This window comes from Micromonospora sp. KC606, from assembly GCF_004348675.1.
Taxonomy (GTDB): domain Bacteria; phylum Actinomycetota; class Actinomycetes; order Mycobacteriales; family Micromonosporaceae; genus Micromonospora.
The window spans coordinates 1-21,055 of the sequence record NZ_SMKN01000024.1 but is presented as its reverse complement, the minus strand read 5'-3'; the positions used below and the strand labels follow the sequence as shown (position 1 = coordinate 21,055).

The 21,055-nt window shown below is 68.2% G+C and carries 10 protein-coding genes; 3 read left to right on the top strand and 7 right to left on the bottom strand.

Annotated features, from left to right (window positions below; translation table 11 throughout):
• Window positions 1-44: 44 nt before the first annotated feature.
• Both E1193_RS08550 and E1193_RS08545 read right to left on the bottom strand, forming a co-directional pair.
• Window positions 45-1,382 carry an FtsK/SpoIIIE domain-containing protein gene (locus tag E1193_RS08550; protein WP_132181924.1) on the bottom strand — a complete coding sequence of 446 codons (1,338 nt, stop codon included), beginning with the start codon at window positions 1,380-1,382 and terminating at the stop codon, window positions 45-47.
• A gap of 26 nt (window positions 1,383-1,408) precedes the next feature.
• Window positions 1,409-1,732 carry a hypothetical protein gene (locus E1193_RS08545; protein WP_132181922.1) on the bottom strand — a complete coding sequence of 108 codons (324 nt, stop codon included), beginning with the start codon at window positions 1,730-1,732 and terminating at the stop codon, window positions 1,409-1,411.
• Window positions 1,733-1,888: 156 nt separating this feature from the next.
• Between E1193_RS08545 and E1193_RS08540 the strand changes: the two genes are divergently transcribed.
• Window positions 1,889-2,449 (top strand): GntR family transcriptional regulator, encoded by a 561-nt coding sequence (locus tag E1193_RS08540; RefSeq protein ID WP_132181920.1) that lies wholly within the window; start codon window positions 1,889-1,891, stop codon window positions 2,447-2,449.
• Between the two features lie 898 nt (window positions 2,450-3,347).
• Here the strand turns inward: E1193_RS08540 and E1193_RS08530 are convergent.
• The 4 genes from E1193_RS08530 to E1193_RS08515 all read right to left on the bottom strand — a co-directional run bounded on the left by E1193_RS08530 (window position 3,348) and on the right by E1193_RS08515 (window position 18,001).
• On the bottom strand, window positions 3,348-10,175 hold the full coding sequence (locus E1193_RS08530) for a polymorphic toxin-type HINT domain-containing protein (RefSeq protein ID WP_132181917.1): 6,828 nt from the start codon (window positions 10,173-10,175) through the stop codon (window positions 3,348-3,350).
• An 82-nt stretch (window positions 10,176-10,257) separates the two neighbouring features.
• Complete coding sequence (locus tag E1193_RS08525) at window positions 10,258-13,752, bottom strand: LamG domain-containing protein (RefSeq protein ID WP_132181915.1); 3,495 nt, start codon at window positions 13,750-13,752, stop codon at window positions 10,258-10,260.
• 92 nt (window positions 13,753-13,844) lie between these two features.
• On the bottom strand, window positions 13,845-16,979 hold the full coding sequence (locus E1193_RS08520) for a DNRLRE domain-containing protein (RefSeq protein WP_132181913.1): 3,135 nt from the start codon (window positions 16,977-16,979) through the stop codon (window positions 13,845-13,847).
• A gap of 239 nt (window positions 16,980-17,218) precedes the next feature.
• The gene (locus E1193_RS08515; protein WP_132181911.1) at window positions 17,219-18,001 is read right to left on the bottom strand and encodes an aldo/keto reductase; all 783 of its coding nucleotides are present in this window, start codon (window positions 17,999-18,001) and stop codon (window positions 17,219-17,221) included.
• 113 nt (window positions 18,002-18,114) lie between these two features.
• Here E1193_RS08515 and E1193_RS08510 point away from each other — a divergent pair, with 113 nt between their 5' ends.
• On the top strand, window positions 18,115-19,155 hold the full coding sequence (locus E1193_RS08510) for a DNA polymerase ligase N-terminal domain-containing protein (protein ID WP_132181909.1): 1,041 nt from the start codon (window positions 18,115-18,117) through the stop codon (window positions 19,153-19,155).
• A gap of 248 nt (window positions 19,156-19,403) precedes the next feature.
• Here E1193_RS08510 and E1193_RS08505 read toward each other — a convergent pair whose 3' ends face one another.
• Entirely contained in the window at window positions 19,404-19,796 is a 393-nt protein-coding gene (locus tag E1193_RS08505; RefSeq protein WP_132181907.1) for a cupin domain-containing protein, read from the bottom strand.
• A gap of 444 nt (window positions 19,797-20,240) precedes the next feature.
• Here E1193_RS08505 and E1193_RS08500 point away from each other — a divergent pair.
• The coding region (locus E1193_RS08500) for a beta family protein (RefSeq protein ID WP_243707427.1) at window positions 20,241-21,055 on the top strand (815 nt) is incomplete at its 3' end.

Here is a 21,055-nt window from a genome sequence, read left to right as displayed (position 1 = left end):
AGTGTTCTTGGCGGAATAGGCCGCCGCTCTGCCCGGGGAACTCGTCATCGGGGTGCGGCATCGGCCACCGCCTCCCCCGTGGTCAACAGGTGCAGCGGATCGCGGACCAGATGCGCGGTCGCGGTGGCGATCGCATCGGCGGTCGCGTCGGGCACGTACGGCGTGCGGACCAGGGTGAACCCGGGCCGACCCTGCGCAACCATCGACGCCACCCCGACATAGGCCGGGTCTTGCAGCCGACGCGGATGCTCATCCGGCGCGGCCGTGATGTCCGAGCCGAGCACGGCCGTGGCCGCCTCCGAGGTGCGCTGCGCGAAGCTGACCGCGACCTGGCAGTTGTCGCGGATCTTCGTCGGGATCGCATCCCCGGTCGCCTTCTGCGTCGCCAAAACCACCTGGATACCGACGTTGCGGCCCTTACGGATCAACTCCTCCACCAGCCGGGCGGTCTCCCGGGCCAGGGCGTCGAGTCGCTTGGACTGCGCGTCGGTGCCCTTGGTCTCGTTCAGAAACGTGTGCGCCTCATCGATCACCACGACAACCAGAGGCCAGGAGGCGGACGGGCCAACGTGCCACACGTTCTTCACTCCGAGCACGGCCCGGATCGCGTGCTGGCGGGCGGCCATCAACTCCCGCACCCGGGCCAGATGGTCACGGACCTGCTCCGGGTCGTCTTTCGCCGACAGCCAGGCACGGGTGAACAGGTCGTCGTAGTCCGGGCCGCCCTTGCCGTCGATCAACACGAACTGCACCACCGGCGATGGGGCGAGTTGGCAGAACCGGGCGTTCAAGAACGACGTCTTGCCGTAACCCGCCAGCCCGGCCACCACCACGCCGGAGACACCGGCCGAGCGGATCGTGACCGGCTGGCCGTCGGCGTCCACGCCAGCGACCCACACCGCCGGATCCGACCCAGCCTCGGTCGGATCGGTCCAAGTCGCGGGTTGGGTGAGGGGGTCGTGCAGCAGCGCCCGTATCTGGACCAGGCCGGAGCGGACTTGCGCCACCCTCACGAGGGGCACCCGCCACACGTCGGCCAGATGCCCGGCGGCCTGGGTGAACTCCTCAACGCCGAGACGACCGACGGTGGAAGCGTCGACGCGCACGCCCCACCGTTCGGCCGCCACCGTCACCGCTGGGATCAACTCCCGGGTCACGACCGTGCCCGGCGGCCGGTTGGACCACCACGGCGAGTGGATCCGCTCAGTCTGGGCCAGGCCGACCCGGCGAGCGGTCCGCCGCCACGTGTACTTGATCCGCCACGCGACCCGCAGCACCGGACGGAGCTGCTTGCCTGCTACCAGGTACCGCACGGCGTGCGCGCCGAGCCATACGAGTAAGGCCAGGGCGGCGACCGCCAGCACGGCGGTCGGTACCGCCATGACCAGGCGGGTATCAGGGGGATGGATCATGCGGCCTTCACCGCCGTCAACGCCGACGCCCGGAAGATCTGCCAGGCCCGGCCGTTCTTCTCCCCCGTCACGAACGTCAACCCGGACGCCTTGACCATCTGCCCCACGGCCAGGTCCTTCGGCACGCTCGGCTGCGGCACCGACACCCGCAACACCTGCGGCTGCCCACCCTCGACCGTCAACGCGAGGGGTACCTCCACCAACGGCGCGCCCGTGACCCGATCCGTCGCGGCAACACCGTTGGCCTTGTCCTTGAACTGCGGTGCCGGCACAGCCAGCACCAACAGCGTCTGGCTGCCATCAATCGGCAACACCAACATGTTGTGTTCTCCTCTACTCCGGTCCACGCCACTGCGGCGTGCGTCCCGTGCACATAAGGTGTCACGTGACACCCGTGACGGTCAAGAGGTTTGGGCACACGAGTGTCATGTGACGCCTGTCTCGCCTGATCAGCTCGTGATAGCTACGATCAGCGCATGGCCCACGACCCAGACGACAAACGAGCCCTGTTCCAGCAGGTCGTCGACGACATCCTCGACCAGATCCGCGACGGACGCCTCAACCCCAACGACCCGCTACCGTCCGCCCGCAAGATGGCCGACCTCTACGGCGTGGCCTCCATGACCGCCCAACGCGCACTACGCGAACTCCAACACCGGCGCATCACCTACAGCGTCGCCGGCAAAGGCACCTTCGTCCACCCCGACGCCTTCGACCTCCTACGCGGCGGCGTCCTCCGCGAACCCATCGACGACCCCGACCTCCGCCGCCGAGTCGCCGCCTACCTCGCCGACCAGCAAGCCATCACGGTCCGCTACCACCACGCCAGTACCGCCGACGACAAGAACGCCGCCCTGCACGAGCTCCTGCGCCACGCGGACACCAACAGCGACCTCATCGACGAAGTGATCAAATACCAGGCCGACCGAGGCAACTTCGCCCAGCAGCCCGAACACCTCCAACGTCCCAGCAACGACGACGCGCCATCACCCGCCAAGCGCTCCCGCAGCAGCCGCAACCGCGCACCCAAGCAGTAAGCCAGCCGGACCAAGGCCCCCGACCAAGATCCGACTGGCTCAAAACTGCTCTACAGGATCAAGAACGGCCCCGGCCGAAGCCGGGGCCGCGCGCACGCGCTACAGGCCTACGGCCCCGCGCGCACGCCCGCCATACCGAGCCAACCAACTCCGAGAAGGGTTCTGTCGGCGGCGCCATGACACTTCCTTCGAAGCCATCACGATGGGTGGCCTTCGGGATCGAAGCTGCACCACCGAACCGTCTGGTCGCGCACGACCGAGGCGCTCATCGGCATACTTGGATGCCAACCCCGCGCTGACGGCAACCGTGACGGCAACCCAGGCAGACAGCATCGACCCCCGACAGCTCTGCGCTACGCGCTGTAACCGCAACCCTGAATGAGCGAGTGAACGCAGAGATCACGCGGGCGGCCAGGGGGCCACACCCGGATCAGAGTACAGACAGAGCAGCGGGCGGTTCGCGCAAACTGCCAGCTCCAAGGATTCTTCAAAGCTCGAACCCATTTCCCAGAACCATCCCATGCCAGCAGCAACCACTCTCCCCCCAGATTCCAGGAAAACGCTTGAGTAGCTTAGCCATTCACCGATAGGGAAATACTGTCCACCAAGAACAGTCTCTACCTCCACAGCTAGGGCACGCTGACCCGATCCGGCCGCGATCGGATCGAAATTGTAAGGCTCATCATTAGCAAAGTTTGGGCCAACCGCATTGCACGGCTCAAGCGAAAGCCCTCCCAGCGCAGACAGGGCAGCTATGGCCAGAGTATGGACCCGGTAGCCCTCTCTCTCCAGAGGTTCTACCCACTGGCCAGCGTCAACGGCGCGGTCTACGCTCCATCCGGAGGCGTCAAGCGCTCTAAGCACGTCCTGACTGAGTGAGTCAAAGCGGATCATAAGTTCACCCGATCCCGAGATCTTCCAGTAGCCGGCTACAACGACCGCAAGGGTACGCCGGTTCGCCATGACCAGTCGTATTTGACGTCGGCATAGAATTGTTTCTCGTCTGCACCGTGCGCATGGTTCCACCCCTGATAGCGTCGGGACCTTCCGCTGCCTGAGCTTGGATCAGGCAATGCACCTCTGCACACCCTCCATGGTGGCCCGCCCGCTCAAGCGCGTCCGCTAGCGGTCCTTCTGCCTGCTGTCCATGCCTATTATGGCCGTAGTACTTGGCGCCTGAAGGCGATGTGTACTCCGAGGCAAATTTGACTCCAGGCTTATTTCGCACGCTGTCGGCATAGTTTGCAAGGTTGCAGTTGTGTACGAGTACGGGGGTGTTGCCGGCGAGCACATAGTACGTGTGGATGGTGTCGACCGTAAGGTCGTGCATGACTCTAGAGGCGAGGTACGACCGAACAGCGGTGACAGTGACAAGATCCCCGCCGACAGTCAGCAACTTCTCGCCGACCCGGAGTTCACCAGCGTGCACCCAGTCATGCCGGTCACGGCTCCACACCGGGTGGTTTTCCGTGGTTTTCAGGGCGACAGTGCGACCACCGACCGACAGGGTCAGGTCGGTCAACTCCAGGTCGACATTGATGTGCGTAGCGACCACTGTCTGCGGCCCGGACTTGCCACTCTGTGGATCCGCAGCGACGACCTGGTCACCCGGACGTATTTCCTCGATGGGACGGACCGACCCGTCGGCAAGCAGCACCAAGGTCCCTGGCGCGAAGCTGTGCTTGCCACAAGGGTTCAGATAGGCCTTAACTCCGTCGATGAGGTCGCCCAGGAGGCCCTTGACGCGAGTAGCCAGGTTGGCGGCCTTCTTCCATTTCCATGGAGCGCCGTATCTGGCGGCCAGTTTGCCGAGGACGCCGCCGAGCATGGCGGCGGCGATGTTGCCCGCGGTCGCCAGACAGCCGCCCATGTCGCCCTTGGTGAGGCAGTTGAACGCGTCGGTGATGCCCAACTCGTCGGCGAGGATTTTCGCCAGGGCCTTGGCCGAGTCGAGGATCTTCTGCTTGGCCCGGGCAATCCGCGCCTGCCGCTCCTTCTCGGCCGCGGCTGCCGCCGCCGCGCGGCGGTCCTCCTCACTGGCGCGAGGGTTGTTCCAGGCGTTGATGGTGGGTTCTTCCGGATCGAACGCCCCCGAGCAGCCACCACAGCCGTCGTTGTGCCCCTTGATGTTGTGGTAGTTGCCGTACATGTCCTCGTAGTCGGCACCGGGACCGCAGGCGTCGTCGGAGCACGCCTTGAGGCCGTCGGGGTCGGAGAACGAGATGGGGTTGTTGTTGGCGTAGGCGTACCCGTTCATCTGCTGCGGGTCGCCGTTGTCGATGATCGGGTCGACGGAGACGAACCGACCGGTGACGATGTCGTACTCGCGGGCGCCGATGTTCACCAGGCCCGTGGTCGAGTCCACGTTGCCGTTGACGAAGCCCTTCTCTGTCGGCCACTGCCCTGGTGCCAGCGGGTTGCCGCGAGCCTCGCCGAACGGCGTCGTCCGCCGGTGTGTGATCGCGCCGTTCTCGTCCACGGTCGCCTGGCCGGTGCCGTGGTGGTCGGAGGCGACGTAGAACAGTCCGTTGAGCTTGCGGACGATCGTGCCGCCGCCCGGTAGCCCGTAGTAACGGGTGGCGTCGGTGGCCCGGGTGGTGTGGTTGAGCCGGATCTCCATCCCCGGCAGGTAGAGGGTCGTGGCATTCGGCTCCTTGCGGAGCATCCGCGAGCCGTCGACGTCGTAGAAGAAGCTCGTCTCCTTGCCGGCGGCGTCGGTGACCGACTCCAGGTTGCCCTCGGCGTCCCAGACCAGTTTCTGGTCCTCCCCGACCTTGGTGCGCCGCTTGGTGTTGCCGGCGGCGTCGTAGTCGTAGGTGTAGAGGCGGTCCCCCTGCGGTGTGCTCTCGGTCATCTGACGCAGCGTGTGCGGCTGCGCCGTGCCCGCCGCCGGGTACGTGTACGCCCGGTGGATCAGCCTGCTGCCATCGGCTGCGTACTGCGTCTCGGTCTTGCGGTTGCCGGTGTCGTCGAAGGTGTAGGCGTGGTGGTACGGCGCTACACCACCGATGCCGGTCACCGACGGTCCACCAGTGCACGGGTCGGTCGCGGTGCTCGCCGACGTCCAGGCCTGCTCCATCCGGCGCAGGTAGTCGTAGGTGAAGCACTGCACATCCCGGTTGCCCGTGGGCGGCGTGTCGGCGATCCGGGTGATGTTGCCGGAAGGGTCGTAGGTGTAGTGAGCGTCGATGTCGATGACGGGCGCGCTGCTACGGTCCAGCCGCAGGCCGGTCAGCCGCTTTGTTCCGGGCTCGTACCGGTACCTCGACCAGACCTTGTTGGCTCCCAGCGGCGACTCGGTCAGGATCACCTGACCAGTCTTCGAGTAGTCGACGTCGGTGAGGTACTTGGCGTCTCCCTCGGCGGCGGTCAGCCGCTCCAAGCCGTCGTAGGTGTAGGCGATCGCCTCGAAGGGCAGGCCACCTCCCGCCGACATCCCGACCGAGGCGACGGTGCCGTCGGTGTTGTATTCGGTGGAGAAGGTGTACTCACCGGCGAGTTCCGCGCCGGCGTGCTGGGGCACGTGGTAGTAGGTGGCGTGCGGTCGGTAGAACTCGTCATAGGCGGTGTAGTAGGTGGCGTACTCCTGGCCGTCGATCCAACGGCTGGTCGCGGAGAGCTGGCCCAGCATCTCCAGGTCGTAGGTCCAACTGCTGAGCAGCGCACCCGTCTCGGCCGTGCCCTTGTAGGTGGCGGCCGTCCGGCCGATCGCGTCGTAGGTGGTGCTGATCGTCTGGCCAAGCCCGTTGGTGGTGCTGGTGACCCGATCCAGGTTGTCGTAGCTGATCGTCGACGTGCCGGCGTCCGGGTCGATCGACTTGACCTTGCGGCCGAGCTGGTCGTACTCGTGCTTCCAGACGTTGCCCACCGGGTCCTTCACCGTGGCCAGTTGACCGGCCGGGGTGTAGGTGTACTCGGTCGTGTGGTGGTCGCCGGAGGGGCCGGAGCCCTTGTACTGCAACAGTTGGACGGTCTGGCCCAGCGCGTTGGAGATGGTCGTGGTGGGAGTGCCGCCCTCTGGTGGGTCGACCGTTACACGGTCACCGCCATAGGTGGTGGTGGTCCGCCACTTCTCGTTCCCCGCGACGGAGAAAATCTCCGCCTTGACCCGGTCCGCGCCGTCGTAGACGTAGAACGTCTGGCCCTCGACCTCACCGATGGTGACAGGAAAGATGGCATCGGTCGGCGCGCCCGCGGCGTTGTAGGTCGCGTACGTCCGGTCGAGCTTGCCGGTCGGGGTGTACATGGTGTCGGCGATCATCCGGGTGCCGTCCGGCCCTTCGGTCTGCACCTGACGCGGACGCAGCAGGCCGTCGTGCAGCTTGTACTCGACGCTGTAGCTGCCGTCCCGCTGCCGCTTTTCGGTCTTGACCGCGACCGGCTTGTCGGCCCGGATCAGGTACGTGTACCTGATGCTCGGATCGAGCCCGGGCGCCCCCGTCCGGTCCGGCATCCACACCTTGCTCAGCCGACCGAGCGCGTCGTACTCCAGCTTGCTGACCAGATTGTTCGGGTCGCTCTGCCGCACCGGGCTACCCCAGGCCGGGGCGTACTCGGTGGTGGTGACATGGTCGAGCGGATTTTTCTCGACCACCTTGGTCGTCAGACCGTTCGTCTCGGTGTAGTCGGTGGTGGTGGTGTTGCCCATCGCGTCGGTTGCTGACTTCGGCCGGCCGAACGAGTCGAAGGTGCCGGAGGCGGCCGTGATGTAGGTGGGCGTCTGGCCGTCATGGCTCTGGAGCCGCTCCGAGCGGGTGGGGTTTCCCAACGTCGGGGCCACACCGAAGGCCTTGCCGTCGTAGAGCGTCCGGGTGTCGGAGATGACCTGGGTCTTGCGGTTCGGCGTGTCGGCGCACTTCACCGTAACCGACTCCGCCCGGGCGACCAGGCTGTACAGGTGGAGGGTGGGGTTGTCGGCGTACGTGGTGCGAGTGCAGGCCTCGTCACCGGGGACGTCGACATCGCCCAGGTTCTCGGTCTGGGTGACCCGGCCGAAGGTGGTCTCGAAGGTGGAGACGTTCTTGTTCTCCCGCATCTTGCCGTCGGCCAGGGCGACAAAACTGCGAGTCGACGACGTGTTGGTGAACCACGCCGACCTGCTGCCCCAGCTGTACGTCTTCGTGGCGGTGTTGTGCCGCCACGGCGTGGCGATGGTCCGGCTGACGATCGCCGGGCCGTCGTAGACCGTGCTCTCTAGTTGGTGCCCGGAGAACTGGTCGTGGTCGGTGTGTTCGACGCCGCTGGCGTCCTTCACGGTTTCGATCCGAGTTCCGCCACCCGGCTTCTTGTCACCGTGCATGCCGCGCAGGTAGCGGTACTCGGTTTTCGTGGTCTGGACATTGCCGTCACCAACGGTGACGACTACCTTGCCGTAACCGCGCCACTCGCTCCAGGTGAGGTCCTTCGGGTCGGAGATTCCGTCGGGATCCGCATGTCGCCAGGCGGCGCCGTCGAGGTACCGGTACTTGGTGACCATGAGTGGCCCGCCACCGGTCCGGTCAGTCTCCTCGACGGCGGAAACCACGTACTTGTGGAACCAGTCCGTGATCGGGTCGCCGCTGCCGAACGGGTTCCACTTGACCGGGTAGCAGCGCTGGGTGCTGTTGCCCTCGGTCGGCAACGTGCTCGGGGTGCAGTCCGGCGCGTCGTACTTGACGTCGATCTGCCCGCCCGTGTCGGTATAGACCGTGGCGAGGCGGTACCGGATCAGCGGGCTGATGTTGTCGTTGGGCCGGTCGACACGGTTCGGCAACTGAAGGCCACCGAGCACCACGGACGGCATGGCGATGTCCGCACCCGGTCCGTACATACCGGTGTGGGTAATCGAACGGAGCCAGAGCGTGCGTGACCCGTCACCGTTGTCGGTGAGCAGGTGATCGAGCTTCCACTTGTCGACCGGCGTCCAGCCGCTGCCCTCGCGGATCTCGGTGGTGATGCCGGTCAACCGGGCCCGGGTCCAGAACGTCGGCATGATCTGGTCGAGCTTGCACTTGGTGTTCTCGTTGCAGTTGCGGTCGAACGGCACGTCCGGCCAGTACGACGCCGTCTCGGTCTTCAGGTCCTGCGGGTCGCAATCGACGTTGCCGCTTGGCAGGCACCGCTCCTTCACCTCGAAACTCACCCGGGCGGGTGCGTTGGTGGTGTAAACGGCGTTGTGGCGCTGCCCGTAGTCGATTCGTTTGAGATAGCCGCCCCGGTGATAGGGCACCCCGTTGATGTCGGTGCGCTTGCTCCGGGCGTAGTGGTTGGTTTCCCGCTCGTAGTAGTACGAGCTGACGTTGCCGTAGCGGTCCTTGACGTAGTCGAGGCTCCACCGCCACGCCTGGTCACAGAACGAGTCGAGGAAGGTGGTCTTCTTGCACGGCTCATCCGTGTCGTCACCGAAGACCGGAACGGTCCAGGTCGAGTTCGTCCGCTCCTTGCCGGCAGTCCAACCTGGCAGTTTGTTCAGGCCGAAGTAGTACTCGGTGCCGTCGGTGGTGGTGACCCGCCAGTGCTCACCGTCATTGTCGTCGTTGTCCGCTCCCCTGAGGCGCTCGACTTTCGAGCCGTCGTCGTCGGCGAACTTCCACCTGTCATTTCCGAGGTCGACCAGCTCGGTGGACTTGCCGTTGAGCACGATGGTCGCGTTGTCGTAGGCCCAGCACTGGTCGACGTACTGGTCGTGACCGTCGTCGGCGCAGGACTTGTACCGGCGCTCGATGTGGCCCGGCTCGTAGTTGAATCCCTCGCCGATCCAGGAGCCCTGGTTGTTGGTGGTAGCGGTACGGCCGTCGACCGACTGCGAGGAGTAGGACAGGCTGATGCCCGGTGCACCGCCACCCGGCACCGGTGGCGTGCGCAGCGGGTAACTCCAGGAGAAGCCGCCGGTGGACGGAGCCACCGACCACTTCGAGGCCGGCGCGAGCTTACTGGCGCCGTAGTTGCCCTGCGAGGATGCCTCGCTGGCCGCCAGCGCGAACGTGGCGCCCGTCCCCGCCACGCTCACCTGCGCCGAGACGGTTCTCGCCTCACCGTCGTTCACGGTCGACACCCGCTGCGGCGCGCACTCGGCCCGCTCCGGCGTGGTGAGGGCGCACTCGGGCAGCTTGACCAACGTCAGGCGTGAGCCGAAGTCACCGCCGTACAGACCGGCCAGGCCCTCATAGCCGATGCCGAGCTGGATGTCGGCAGCGCTCTGCTGACCGTCGGCGCGTTTGACCCGCACCAACGGACCGTCGACCCTGGCCCGCTCCGAGGCCTGACGATCGAGCACCTCGGCTCGGATCCTGCTCGGGGCTGGCTGCGTCGCCGCAGCCGCCGCCTTGGCCCCGGCCTTCCCGGCGGGAGCGGCGACGGCGGCCACCGACACGGTGAGGCCGCCGGCCTTGCCGGTGGCGGCGGCCGGCGCGGGGGTCCTTGTGCCCACCCGTGCCGCAGCCGCCGGTGCGGTGGGTAGGGTGATCTCAGCAGCGCCCGCCGCAGGCCAGGTCACCTTGGCCGGTGTCGTCGTGGCGGCGTCTGCCGCCGGGTCGCCCTTGCGCGGTTTCACACCGAGCGGGGCACGGTTGGGCAATGTCTTGCTTGTGTCGGTGGCTGCCGGACGAATGCGCTCGGCGGCGGCCGAGGCGGGGGCGTCGGCCACCTGAATGAGAGTCGCGCTCATCACGCCGGCCATTGCCCAGGACACCGGTCGCACCATCCGACGCTGCAACGCGCCGGACGCGACCATGAGTCGGGAGAACATCCACCCTCCCCGGGGGTCAGTTTCGGAAGTAAGGCAGGAAGCGTTGGGGCCGCCCACTATTGGACGGCCCGACGCTGTGCTGTCAGATGGTGGGAGCCTCGCCGATCAGGCGAAGCTTGTCGATCTTTATCTTGTCCGCGACACCGTTGTAGACGCGAACCTCGTCGATGTTCCCGGACAGGTGCTCGCCGGCCGTCGTCCCTAGGAAAGAGCGGCCGAGCTGGATGTTCGACATCGAGGTTGGCTTGAACGGAACGGTCAACGGCTCCAGTTCTGTCGACACTCCCTCGACCCAGAGTGTGAGCTGACGGCTGTAGCCGTCGTAGACCAGCGCGAGGTGGTCGCCGGCGCCCACGGTGCGGGGAGTCTGATCCGTCGCCTGGGCCAGGAAGACCGCACCTGCCGTATCGTCCGTGGTCGCGGCCAACTCCCACTTGCCCTGGCTGTTGGCACGGACGATGACGGCGCTGTTGTTCGGCCCCTTGATCGAGAAGGCGGTCATGGCGTGGTTCTGGGAGCTGCTGGTGAGCCTCACCCGCGCGGTGAGGGTGAAGCTACCCGTGGGGTCGACCAGGCCGTTGGTCGACTGGGCGTAGTGATCGGACCGACCCTTAAGTTCGAGGTGACCCGTGCCCACCATTCGCCCGATGGGAGTCGGCGTCTTGACCAGCAGGCTCTGTTGGCTCAGGGCCAACGGCGGGCTGTTGCCCACCCCCGGGCTCTGGCCTGCGGTCTGGTCGTTGAGCTGCCAGTAGGCCTTACGGACCAGCAGTTGCTTCTGCAGCCCGGTCGAGTCCTCGGCCACAATCGGCCGATCGAACACCGACACGTCCGCCATGCCGCCCTTCCAGAAGTCGGAGTAGCCGCCCCCGGCGTAGGTCTGGCGGCCAAGCTGGAGGGCACCCCGGGCTCGAGTCAACGAGCGGCGTTCGCCCTCAACAACGGGGTTGTTGCCTACCTGGAGGGAGATCTTCCTGTTCGGGCCGTCGAAGATCGCCGTGACGAAGGTCCAGTGGGTTGTCGCCCCGCCCGCCATCACCTTCCACTCGCCGAGGTTGATGACATCGCTCGTCGGCATGCGGAAGAACCACTTCCCCTGGTCGACGCCGAGGCTGAAGCCGGACTCACCCGTACCGTCCTGACTCACGGCCACCTGGCGGCGGTTGACGTCGTCCACACGGAACCAGCCGGTGACAGCAAAGCTCTGCGAGGTGTTCGTCAGTACGGAGGTGTCAGTCACCATGTAGGCGTTGGAGGTGCCGTCAAAGATGGCGGCGCGGTCCCACTCGCCGAAGTTGTTGGTGGAGGCGAAGCTGACACCGCTACCGACGGTCGCATCGTGCGAACCCCGAATATCGTTCGCCCGCGGCTCACCGGCCGCGTCCGCCATCGGCCACTGGGCCACCGGGGGACGCTTACCCACCCGGAATGTGCAGGTGGCAGGTGCGCTGGCCCGCTTCGCGGCGTCGATGGCCTTGACGAAGAGATTGTTGGGGCCTTCCTTCTTCGGGGTCCACCTGATCGTGACGGGGGCGCCGGAGGCGGTCGGCTTCACCCGCACGGACGGCTCGTCGTTGAAGATGTACTCGTACTCGACGACGTCGGTGTCCGCCGGGGTGAAGGTGAACGAGCCCTGGACACCGAGCGAGCCGAGCCAGTCGGCGCTGTCGATGCACTCCGGCGTGGTATCCGTACTGTCATCGGGGAGATACTCAGGCGAGTCGACGTCGGGCACCTTGGGACTGGTGGCGTCGTAGACGAACTGACAGACGTTACGGGATCCGTCGGAACTCCACGGGCCCCAGCTGACGCCGTCGCCACCGCGAACATCCCAGGAGATCGTCACGTTCTGCGGTATCGTCTTCGGTACCGCGTAGCTGAACCGCGAGCCGCTGGCCTTGAACCCTGTCTTCACCTGGAGGACCGTCGGCGTCGAGCTGCCCTTCAGCGTGTAGGTCACCCGAAACTCGGCTTGGACCTGCTCGGTGTGGGACGACGAGTGGTCGGGATCGCGCAGGGTGGCGTCGAGACGCGGCACCTCCGAGGTCAGAGGCGCGACGGCGCCGTAGGCACAGATCCCACCCGGTGACAGCAGCAGTTCCGACTGGTTGGGTATCAGGGGCGCCCGGTTGTAGCGGACCGAGAGCACCGCGTTGTCGCAGAACCGCTTGGTGTGGGTCGAGTCGCCCTCGTTGACGGACTTCAGTCCGAGGGTGATGCTGCTCCACCCCTTGGCCACGGCCTGTTGTACGGCCGCCTTGGCGTTCCACTCCGTGTTCTGGTTGGTGGCCGTACAGTTCGACTGGACCCTGGTCGGCGAGTTGGTGTCGAGGTGCGTCGCGCTCGACCAACTCGATCCGCCGGGCTGGTTGCTCCAGTTGGTTGAGGTGGCGATCGGCCCTGGCATGAGGTAAAGCGCCGCCGCCCGCGCCGTGGTGTTGTAGACGTGTTGCAATGTCACCCGGAAGGTGGCCTCCAGGATCGTCTTGCCCGCATACGGCGTGGCGAGCCGGTAGAAGAGGCGCTTGACCTTGGAGTTGTTGCAGGAGTTCGGGCAGAGCCCGATGCGCTCGTGCCGCTTGCCGTCGAACTTCCAGTACTCCTCGGACGGGTAGCCGCTGTCGACCATGGCCCAGGCGCTGTTGGTGCTGCCCTGCCACACCGGATCCACGTAGACGGGATAGGTGGTATCCGGGTCAGCGAGCATGACGGCGTCCGGAGTCAGGCGCAGCGTCCCCTCGGAGTAGGCCAGGCCCACCGGGGCGACCCGAGAGGTCTCCCCCGGTCCCCGGGCGGACGCGCCGTTCGGGTCCTCGGCGACGGTGGTGCTGGTCCTCTCACGCTCACGCAGGCCGATCGCCTCGCCGCCCTCCTGGCTACCGCTGTCCCACATGGTGGGGGCATCGGCCTCCATCACCGGGTTCCCGGTGGCCGGATCGAGGGCGACGATGCCCCCGTCCTCGGTCTCCTCGATAGTGAGCCCCTGACCGGTGACGCCAAGTCGAAGGTTCTGCAGCTCTGGCAGGTTGGCCGCCTCCGGGGTCTTGAGCACCAGGACGTGTGAGAAGCCCTCGACCGTCGCGATCGCCACCAAATCAACGTCCCGGAAGACCTCCGGGTAGACGAGTTGGTCCCCGTTGACTGTGGGGATCGGCAGCGGATTAGGCCAGGTGAGCGTCATGACACGCGAATCCCGCTCGGCGACCATCAGCGGGGTGGTGCCTCCGGCGGACAGGCGCATGTCGAGCAGCGCCGCGGTGGGCCTGTACGTCCCGTCCGGATGGGCGACGAGCGTCGCGTCCGAGGGCACCCACGCGTCGTTCTGGAGCACCCGGACTGCCTGGTTGTGCTCGTTAGCGATGAGGGTGCCGTCGGGCTGGGCATAGACGTCCCGGTACTCGCTCCGTTCCGCCAGCACCTCGACAGGCCGGTTGAGTGCTCTGGCCGCCAGCAGCGCCTCCGCCTCGGTGTCCCGGACCGGGCTCTCCTCGACGGCGGCAACTGGTTCGGTGGCCGGCGGCGACTCCGGTGGTTGCACGAAGGCGAAGCCGGCCAACAGGCCCGCAAGGCCCACCATGAGGCCGAGGTTGAAGAGCCGGCCTCGCTTTCTCGTACGACGGGCCACCCTCAAGTCCTCCCCCGTTGAACTGCGCGGATTCGTGCGTTCCATCAGCTGATCGCCGCCCCGAAGCTCCTGTGGCCGGTCGGAATGCCATTCACCCCGGGTGTCCAGCTCTGCGCCGGTGCCGTGCTTCCGGCGGCCAGGGCGGACCATGTGAATGCGTGAACCCCGTCGTCGCCGTACGGGGTACCGATGAGAAGTCGCTGGGACGTGACGCCGAGCGACGTGCCGACGATCTCATGTGCCCGCATGCTGCCCGGCAAGCTCGACCCATCGCGCTCGATGGTGACCGGCGCGCCGACCGGGTTGGCCAAGGCGGGGAATACCTGAACCTGACCGGCGTCAACCTTGTCCCCGACGTCCTCACCCGGCACGCCGGCCGCGATGAACATGGTGGCGTTGGTACCCTCGCTGGCCGGGGCGATGTTCACCACCGCAACCTTCTCGCCGAGGTAGTCGCCGTCCTCCGGAGCGAAGGTGATGGCCGGCAGTTCGGTAAAGGTGTTCGTGGAATTGACGTGAAACCGTTGCACCATGCCCGCGTCGGGTGCCGTTGTGTTGGTCGCCGCGACGGTGATGTCCTCACCGGGCACACCGACGACGACCAGCGAGTCCGCCCGCCAGGGGACAGTACGCGCCGGTCGGTACGGGGCGATGGCGACCGACTTCCCGAAGCCGTCGTTGGCCCTGGCGACATCGGAGACGTTCGGCTCGTCCTGTGTCAGCCCGGCCGCGATGGTCGGCAGGTTGTTGGTCAGGGTGTGGCTGAAGACGTTGACCGCACCGGCGAAGGCCTCGCTCCCGATCGCCTCGCCGGGCGAGCCGACCGCCCAGTGATGGGTCGACGCGGCGACCGAGAACCCGGTCCGGTCGTCACGCTCGGGGGATCCAGGGATGCCAGCACCCTGGTTCATCGCCACGTTGGTGGTTCCTCGCAGGTAGTGCACGAGACCGGTGTCCTCGCTGGTGCCGATGTCCTCACCTGGGACGCCGATGACCAGGTAGGGCTCTCCGGCGGTGGTCTGGCTGCCGGCGACCGAGTAACCGAACCAGTCCCCCGCCTCGGCGGCGTCCGGCACGTTGGTGGCGTCCTGGTGGTGAACCAGCGAGGCCGGTCCCTGTGCCAGGCCGGCGGGCGAGCCCAGCAGCACGTGGACCGCGCCCGCGTCAGCCAGGCCGGAGACGTCCTGGTAGGGGATGCCGACCGCGAGGTCGGTGCAGCCGTCGTTGTTGGCGTCGTAGGCAGAGATCGAGGTGCCAAAGCCATCGCCCGCGCCCGGGGCACCACCGACTTGCTCGGCTCCCTCGTGCAGGGTCTTCACGGTGCCCGCACCTCCGTAGCTGACGTGTACGAGCCCTGCCTTCTCCTGGCCGTTGACGGTTGCCTCGGGGTCGGCGATCGCGACGTCGGTGACACCGTCGCCGTTGAAGTCGCTCTCGGCCTCGCCGGTGCAGCCCGTGACAGGCGGCGCTGTCGTCTCGTAGACGGTCATCTCGCAGAACGGCGACCAGACGTCACTACCGGCCACCCCATCGGAGGCCTTCACCCGCCACTTGTAGCTGCCGCCCTCAATGAAGGCACCGGCCGGTACGGTGGCCGACGCGGTGGCGCCGGACGCGACGCCGGTAAAGGCGGTTGAGCCGATCGCGGTGGTGCCGCTGAGGGCCCACCACTCGAAGGCCACCGTCATCGCGGTGCCGTCACCGTCAGAGACGGTGGCCCTGAGCTGCGGCGTCAGGGTGTTGACGAGCGGACGACCCGAGCCGGTGACGCAACTGGTGGCCGGAACGGTGGAACGGGCGGTGACGGTCGGCCAGGAGTTGTAGGTGACCGACGCCTTCGGGTCCTCGGCGGCGTTGGCGCCTTCGCGGGACCGGAACTGCTTGAAGCCGGCGGTCGCCGTCTCGTCGGTGGCCCGCACGCCCATGCCAGCCCGGGTCTTGTTGGCGGTGGCGGCCTTCTGAAAGAAGGTCTTGCCGTCGATGGTGGCCCACGCGTCGGCGCAGTTGGTCGAGCCGTGGGTGGCGGTGGACCTCGCGTCCGGGCCCACCGTGTCCCAGGCGGGCTGGTTGGCGAACGTCGTGGTGTGGGTCGACGGCGCGGTGGTCCAGATCTCCCAGGAGGTCGCGGTGCAGGTGTGCGACCAGTAGTTCCAGAACGAGACCGTGGCCGAGTTGATCTGCTTGCCGGCCAGAACCGTGGTGTCCCAGGTGAGGAACGACCGGGTGAGCGTGGCCGGAGTGGTGGCGAGCAGCCCGATCTGGAGATCGGGCTCCTGGTTCTGGTCCGTGGTCACCGTCTGGCGGACGTACGTGTCGAACGTCGTGCCCAGCGGGTTGACCGTCGGGTCGATGGTGACCGGGTACGCGGTGGCTGGGTCGCGCAGCCAGGCCCGGTCGGGGGCCAGGGTCAGCTCGACGGTGTCGCCGCGCCTGCCCAGTTCGGTGGAGACCGGCCTTTTCACGGCCGGAGCGCCAGTCAGGTCGTTCTTCTTCGCGTCCCACATCAGGGGCGCGGGGATGTGCGCGGTCTGCTTGCCGGCCCGGTCGGTGATCGCGATCGAGCCGTCCTTCGCGCGGCTCGAGCTGGCGACGCCGGGGCCGGTGAACGGGAAGGTGACGGTCTCGACCTGCGTGGCGGCCTCCCGGGTCTTCACGACCAGGAGCTGCTCGAAGCCGGTTCGGGTGGCCTCGACCACGAGGTCCACGCCGGGGCGGGCGTCGAGGTAGGTGGCGCGGTTGCCGTCGAGGACCGGTGCGGGCAGCGCGCCCGACCAGCCCATGGCCACCCGCTGCGTGCCGGTGCCGATTGCAGCCAGTTCGTGCTCGCCCGCGCCCTGCCGGCCGGAGATGCGCAGGTCGTTGGGGTGGGCCACCGGGGCGACCGAGCCGTCCGCCGCCGCCTTCAGGGTGAGGTCGACCGGGATCCAGTCACCGCCGCGCCGGAACCGTTGCATGCCGGCGGCGATCTCGGCCCGGAACTGCCCGTCGGGCAGCGCGTGGATCAACGTCGTCTCCGACGTGAGGCTCTCGACCTGGACCGGCCTGCCGGCCTCCCGTGCCTTGCGCAGGGACACCGCCTCGTCCGAGTTGTTCTCGACGCCACCGCTGACGCCGTCCGGGCCTGCGGCAATGTACGCCGCCGGCTCGCCGGATATGCCGAACAGTGCGACCGCCGTCATCACGGCAACGACCGCCGCAAGACATGAACGGACGGTGGCAGTCTGACGACGTGCCACTGATCCTCCCCCGTGAGATGCAGTTGTCTGTGCATCGAGGACTGTAGGGAGATCAATGCTTAATGCACAAGCTTAATCACAGACAGCGAGGACGAAAGCGGCTATGGACGCTTTTCGGGAGCCCTCGTCACCATGCGGAGTATTGCCTGGTCAGCAGCGACAAAAGCCGGTGACTGGTCGCTTCAGCCGCCGAGCGCGTCGATGTCGCGCATCTCCTCCGCCGTCAGCGAGAAGCCCCAGACGTCGGCGTTGACCCGAATCCGTTCCGGCGTCACCGACTTCGGAATGACCACGATCTCGTGGTCGATGTGCCAGCGCAGCACCACCTGGGCCGGCGACACGCCGTGCGCGGCGGCGATCCGGACCAGCACCGGGTCGGCGAGGTCGGTGGTCTTGAATGGGCTGTAGCCCTCCAGCACGACGCCCCGGTCCCGGTGCTCGGCATGCCGCTGCCGGTCGTACAGGAACGGACCCCAGCGGATCTGGTTGACCGCCGGGTTCTCCTCGGTGGCCTGGATCAGCTCGTCGACCTGGGCCGTGCTGTAGTTGCTCACCCCGACCGCGCCGGTGAGGTTCTCGTCTCGGGCGGCGAGCATCTCCCGCCAGACCGGGATGCTGTCCGCCGGGTTGGCCGGCGGCCAGTGGGCCAGCCACAGGTCGACGTACTCCATGTCCAGAGCGCGCAGGCTCGCCTCGATGGTCTCCCGTTCCAGGCCCACCCGCTGCGGCGGCAGCTTGGTGGTGATGAAGACATCCTCCCGGCGCAGCCCGCTCTCCCGGACCGCCCGGCCGACCTCCGCCTCGTTGCCGTACATGGTGGCCGTGTCGATGTGCCGGTAGCCGGCGTCGAGGGCGGCCAGGACGGCGTCGTACCCGGCCTCGCCGGTGGCCTGCCAGGTGCCGAAGCCGAGCAGCGGCATCCGGACGTCGCCGGGCAGCAGGACGGTGGGCTGGTCGTGGTCCATACCGAAGGTTCTACCCGTGCTGGTCGGGGACATGCCGGGCGACCGGCGAACCGGGCTGGAGCCAGTACTGGGGCAGGCCCATGAGCCGGGGCGGATTGCCGGAGAATGCGGGTGTGGCTGACCGGCTGGAGGAGTACCGGCGCCGGCGGGACGCGGCCCGGACCCCCGAGCCGGTGCCGCCCAGGCCGCCGCGCCGACGCGCGGGGGCCGCCGCGGCGCGGTTCGTGATCCAGCAGCACCATGCCCGCTCGCTGCACTGGGACCTGCGGCTGGAACGGGACGGCGTGCTCGCCTCCTGGGCGGTGCCACGCGGCCTGCCACGGGACAGCGGACGCAACCACCTGGCCGTGCACACCGAGGACCATCCGATGGAGTATCTCGACTTCCACGGCGAGATCCCGGCCGGCGAGTACGGCGGCGGGACGATGACGATCCACGACCGGGGCACCTACCGCTGCGAGAAGTGGCGCGACGACGAGGTGATCGTGATCCTCGACGGGGAACGAACCAGCGGCCGGTACGTGCTCTTCGCCACCGGCGGCCGGGACGGGCGCGACTGGATGGTCCGCCGCACCGACCCGGCTCCGCCCGGGTGGACGCCCATGCCGGACCTGGTCCGGCCGATGCACCCCACGCGGGCGGCACGGCTGCCCCGCGACGCCGACGCCTGGGGGTACGAGCTGCGCTGGGACGGGGTGCGCGCGATGGCGTACGTCTCGGGGGGCCGGTTGCGGCTGCTGTCGGAGACCGACGAGGAGGTGTCCGGGGCGTACCCGTGGTTGCGGGGGATGGCCGAGGCGCTGGCGCCCACGGAGGCCGTGCTGGACGGGGTCCTGGTCCGGATCGACACCCGCGGCCGGGTCCGGCCGGCGCGGTCCGGGCGGGCCGCCCCGGACGCCCAGTTCCTGGTCTTCGACCTGCTCTGGCTGGAGGGAGTGGCCAGCCTCGACGTCCCGTACGCGCAGCGTCGGGAACTGCTCGACGGGTTGGCGCCGGCCGGGACGCACTGGCAGACGCCGCCGTGGTTTCCCGGCGCCGGCGCCGAGGCCCTCGACACCGCCCGGGCGCAGGGGCTGCCCGGCGTGGTGGCGAAGCGGCTGGACTCGGTCTATGAGCCGGGTCGGCGTAGCCGGCGCTGGCTGAGCATCAGCTGACACCCAGCGGGTCAGCCAGACCGATCGGGCTGCCTGCGTCGCGGCAGGCCGGTTGAGGGCCGCCTGCTCGAGGCAGGCCGGTTGAGGGCCGCCTGCTCGAGGCAGGCCGGTTGGGGGCTGCCTGCTCGCGGCAGGCCGGGTTGTCGGCCGCCTCCGGTTGCGGCAAGTCGCGCCTTCCGCGCGCCGTGGGACAGCGTGGACTGCCGCAGCCGGAGTCGGTCAACCGACCGGCCCGCCGCAGGTCGGGGTCAGGATGTCGGCGGCTCGTCCTCACCGGCGGCCTCGGCCGCGTCGGCCTCCTCCTTGGTACGGTGCACCACCTGGTCGGCGTGCTCCGGCGGGCCGTAGACGGTGTAGAGGACCAGCGGGTTCGGCCCGGTGTTGACGAAGTTGTGCTTCGTCCCGGCCGGCACGACCACCAGGTCGCCCTGGGCGACCTCCCTCGTCTCGCCGGCGACCCGAGCCTCGCCCGTGCCGCTGACGAAGGTGAGGATCTGGTCGATCCCGTCGTGGACCTCCTCGCCGATCTCGCCGCCCGGCGGAATCGTCATGATCACCAGTTGGGTCTGCTCGCCGGTCCACAGCACCCGCCGGAAGTCCGGACTCTTCTGGGCGACGGTCGCGATCGTGAAGTGCTCCATGGCGCCGTCATACCCGGCTCGGCCCTGGGTCACGCCGGGACGGGCAAATGGTGGAATTCCGTCGGGTTGAGGTTTGACCTCGGGCGGAACGGGCATCGACACCTCAGCCGGCGCGGAAACGCGACCGGTCGAGCCAGGTCCCCGCCGGCGTACCGCCGGATGGCTGCGAGGGTGGGAGACGGCCGGAGCGCGGCGACGCGACGACCCGCAGGGCCGTGCGCCGCCGTGCGCCCGTCCGTCGCGCAGTGGACCCCACACGCCGCCGAGGAGCAGCCCGGGGTCGCCGCCCGGCTGCGGGGTCGCGGCGACACGACCGACGGCGGCAGTCACCGAGCGGCCACATTGGCCGCCACGCCGCTGATTCCCGGGCTCCACTGAGGAAGTCCTGCGACGAGTACCGATGTCCCGGTAGATTGAAGTATGGTGCCCGCCCACGGGGGCCGGGTGACGGAACCGGTCTACCGCCCGCTCCTCGCCAGCCGACGGGGTGAGCTGGAGGCGTTGGCTCATCTCGACAGCGCCGCGGCCACGCTGCTCGCGCCGGTCCTCATCGTCTCCACAGTCGGCAGTTCGCTGGTCGATCTGCTCGGTCGGTTGCCGGCCGGGCTGGTCCCGACGGTCGACGTCTCCGCCCTGCCGGACGCGCCGGAGACCGAGCTGGTCCGCTGGGGCGTACCGGTGGTGCCGGCCATCGGACTCGCGGACAGTGACCGTCGGCTGGTGGCGCACGGGGCGGCTGCGCAGGCGTACGCCCGGCGCGCGCTGGTCCGGCTGCGGGCCGGGCGGGACCGGTCCGGCCCGGACGGAACCACGGCTGCGGCGGAACGGGTCTGGCGCCATGCCCGGCTCGTCCCGGAGCAGTGCGACCTGCTCGTCGACGCCGGTGACGTCTGCTGCCCGGCCGAACTGCGGGCGGCCGAGCCCCGGGTACGCCGGCTGGTCGACTGGTCGCGTCGGCACGCCTGGCGGACGGTGACCGTGGCGGCCGGCGGCATGCCGCCCACGCTGCACCGGCTCCCCACCGACGAGGCGGTACGCCTCGACCGTTGGGACTGGCAGCTCTGGCAGCGGCTGGCCGATCTCGGGGTCGGGTACGGCGACTACGGCGTCGCGCCGGCGGCGCCCGGCGACGACGGGGCCGGTGACCGGCTGCCCACGGTCCGGTACACGGCGGACGGGGCCTGGTGGGTTTACCGGTGGTCGCGGCGGGGCGGGCGGGGCGACGAGCGTTTCGCCGACCTGTGCCGCACGCTGGTGTC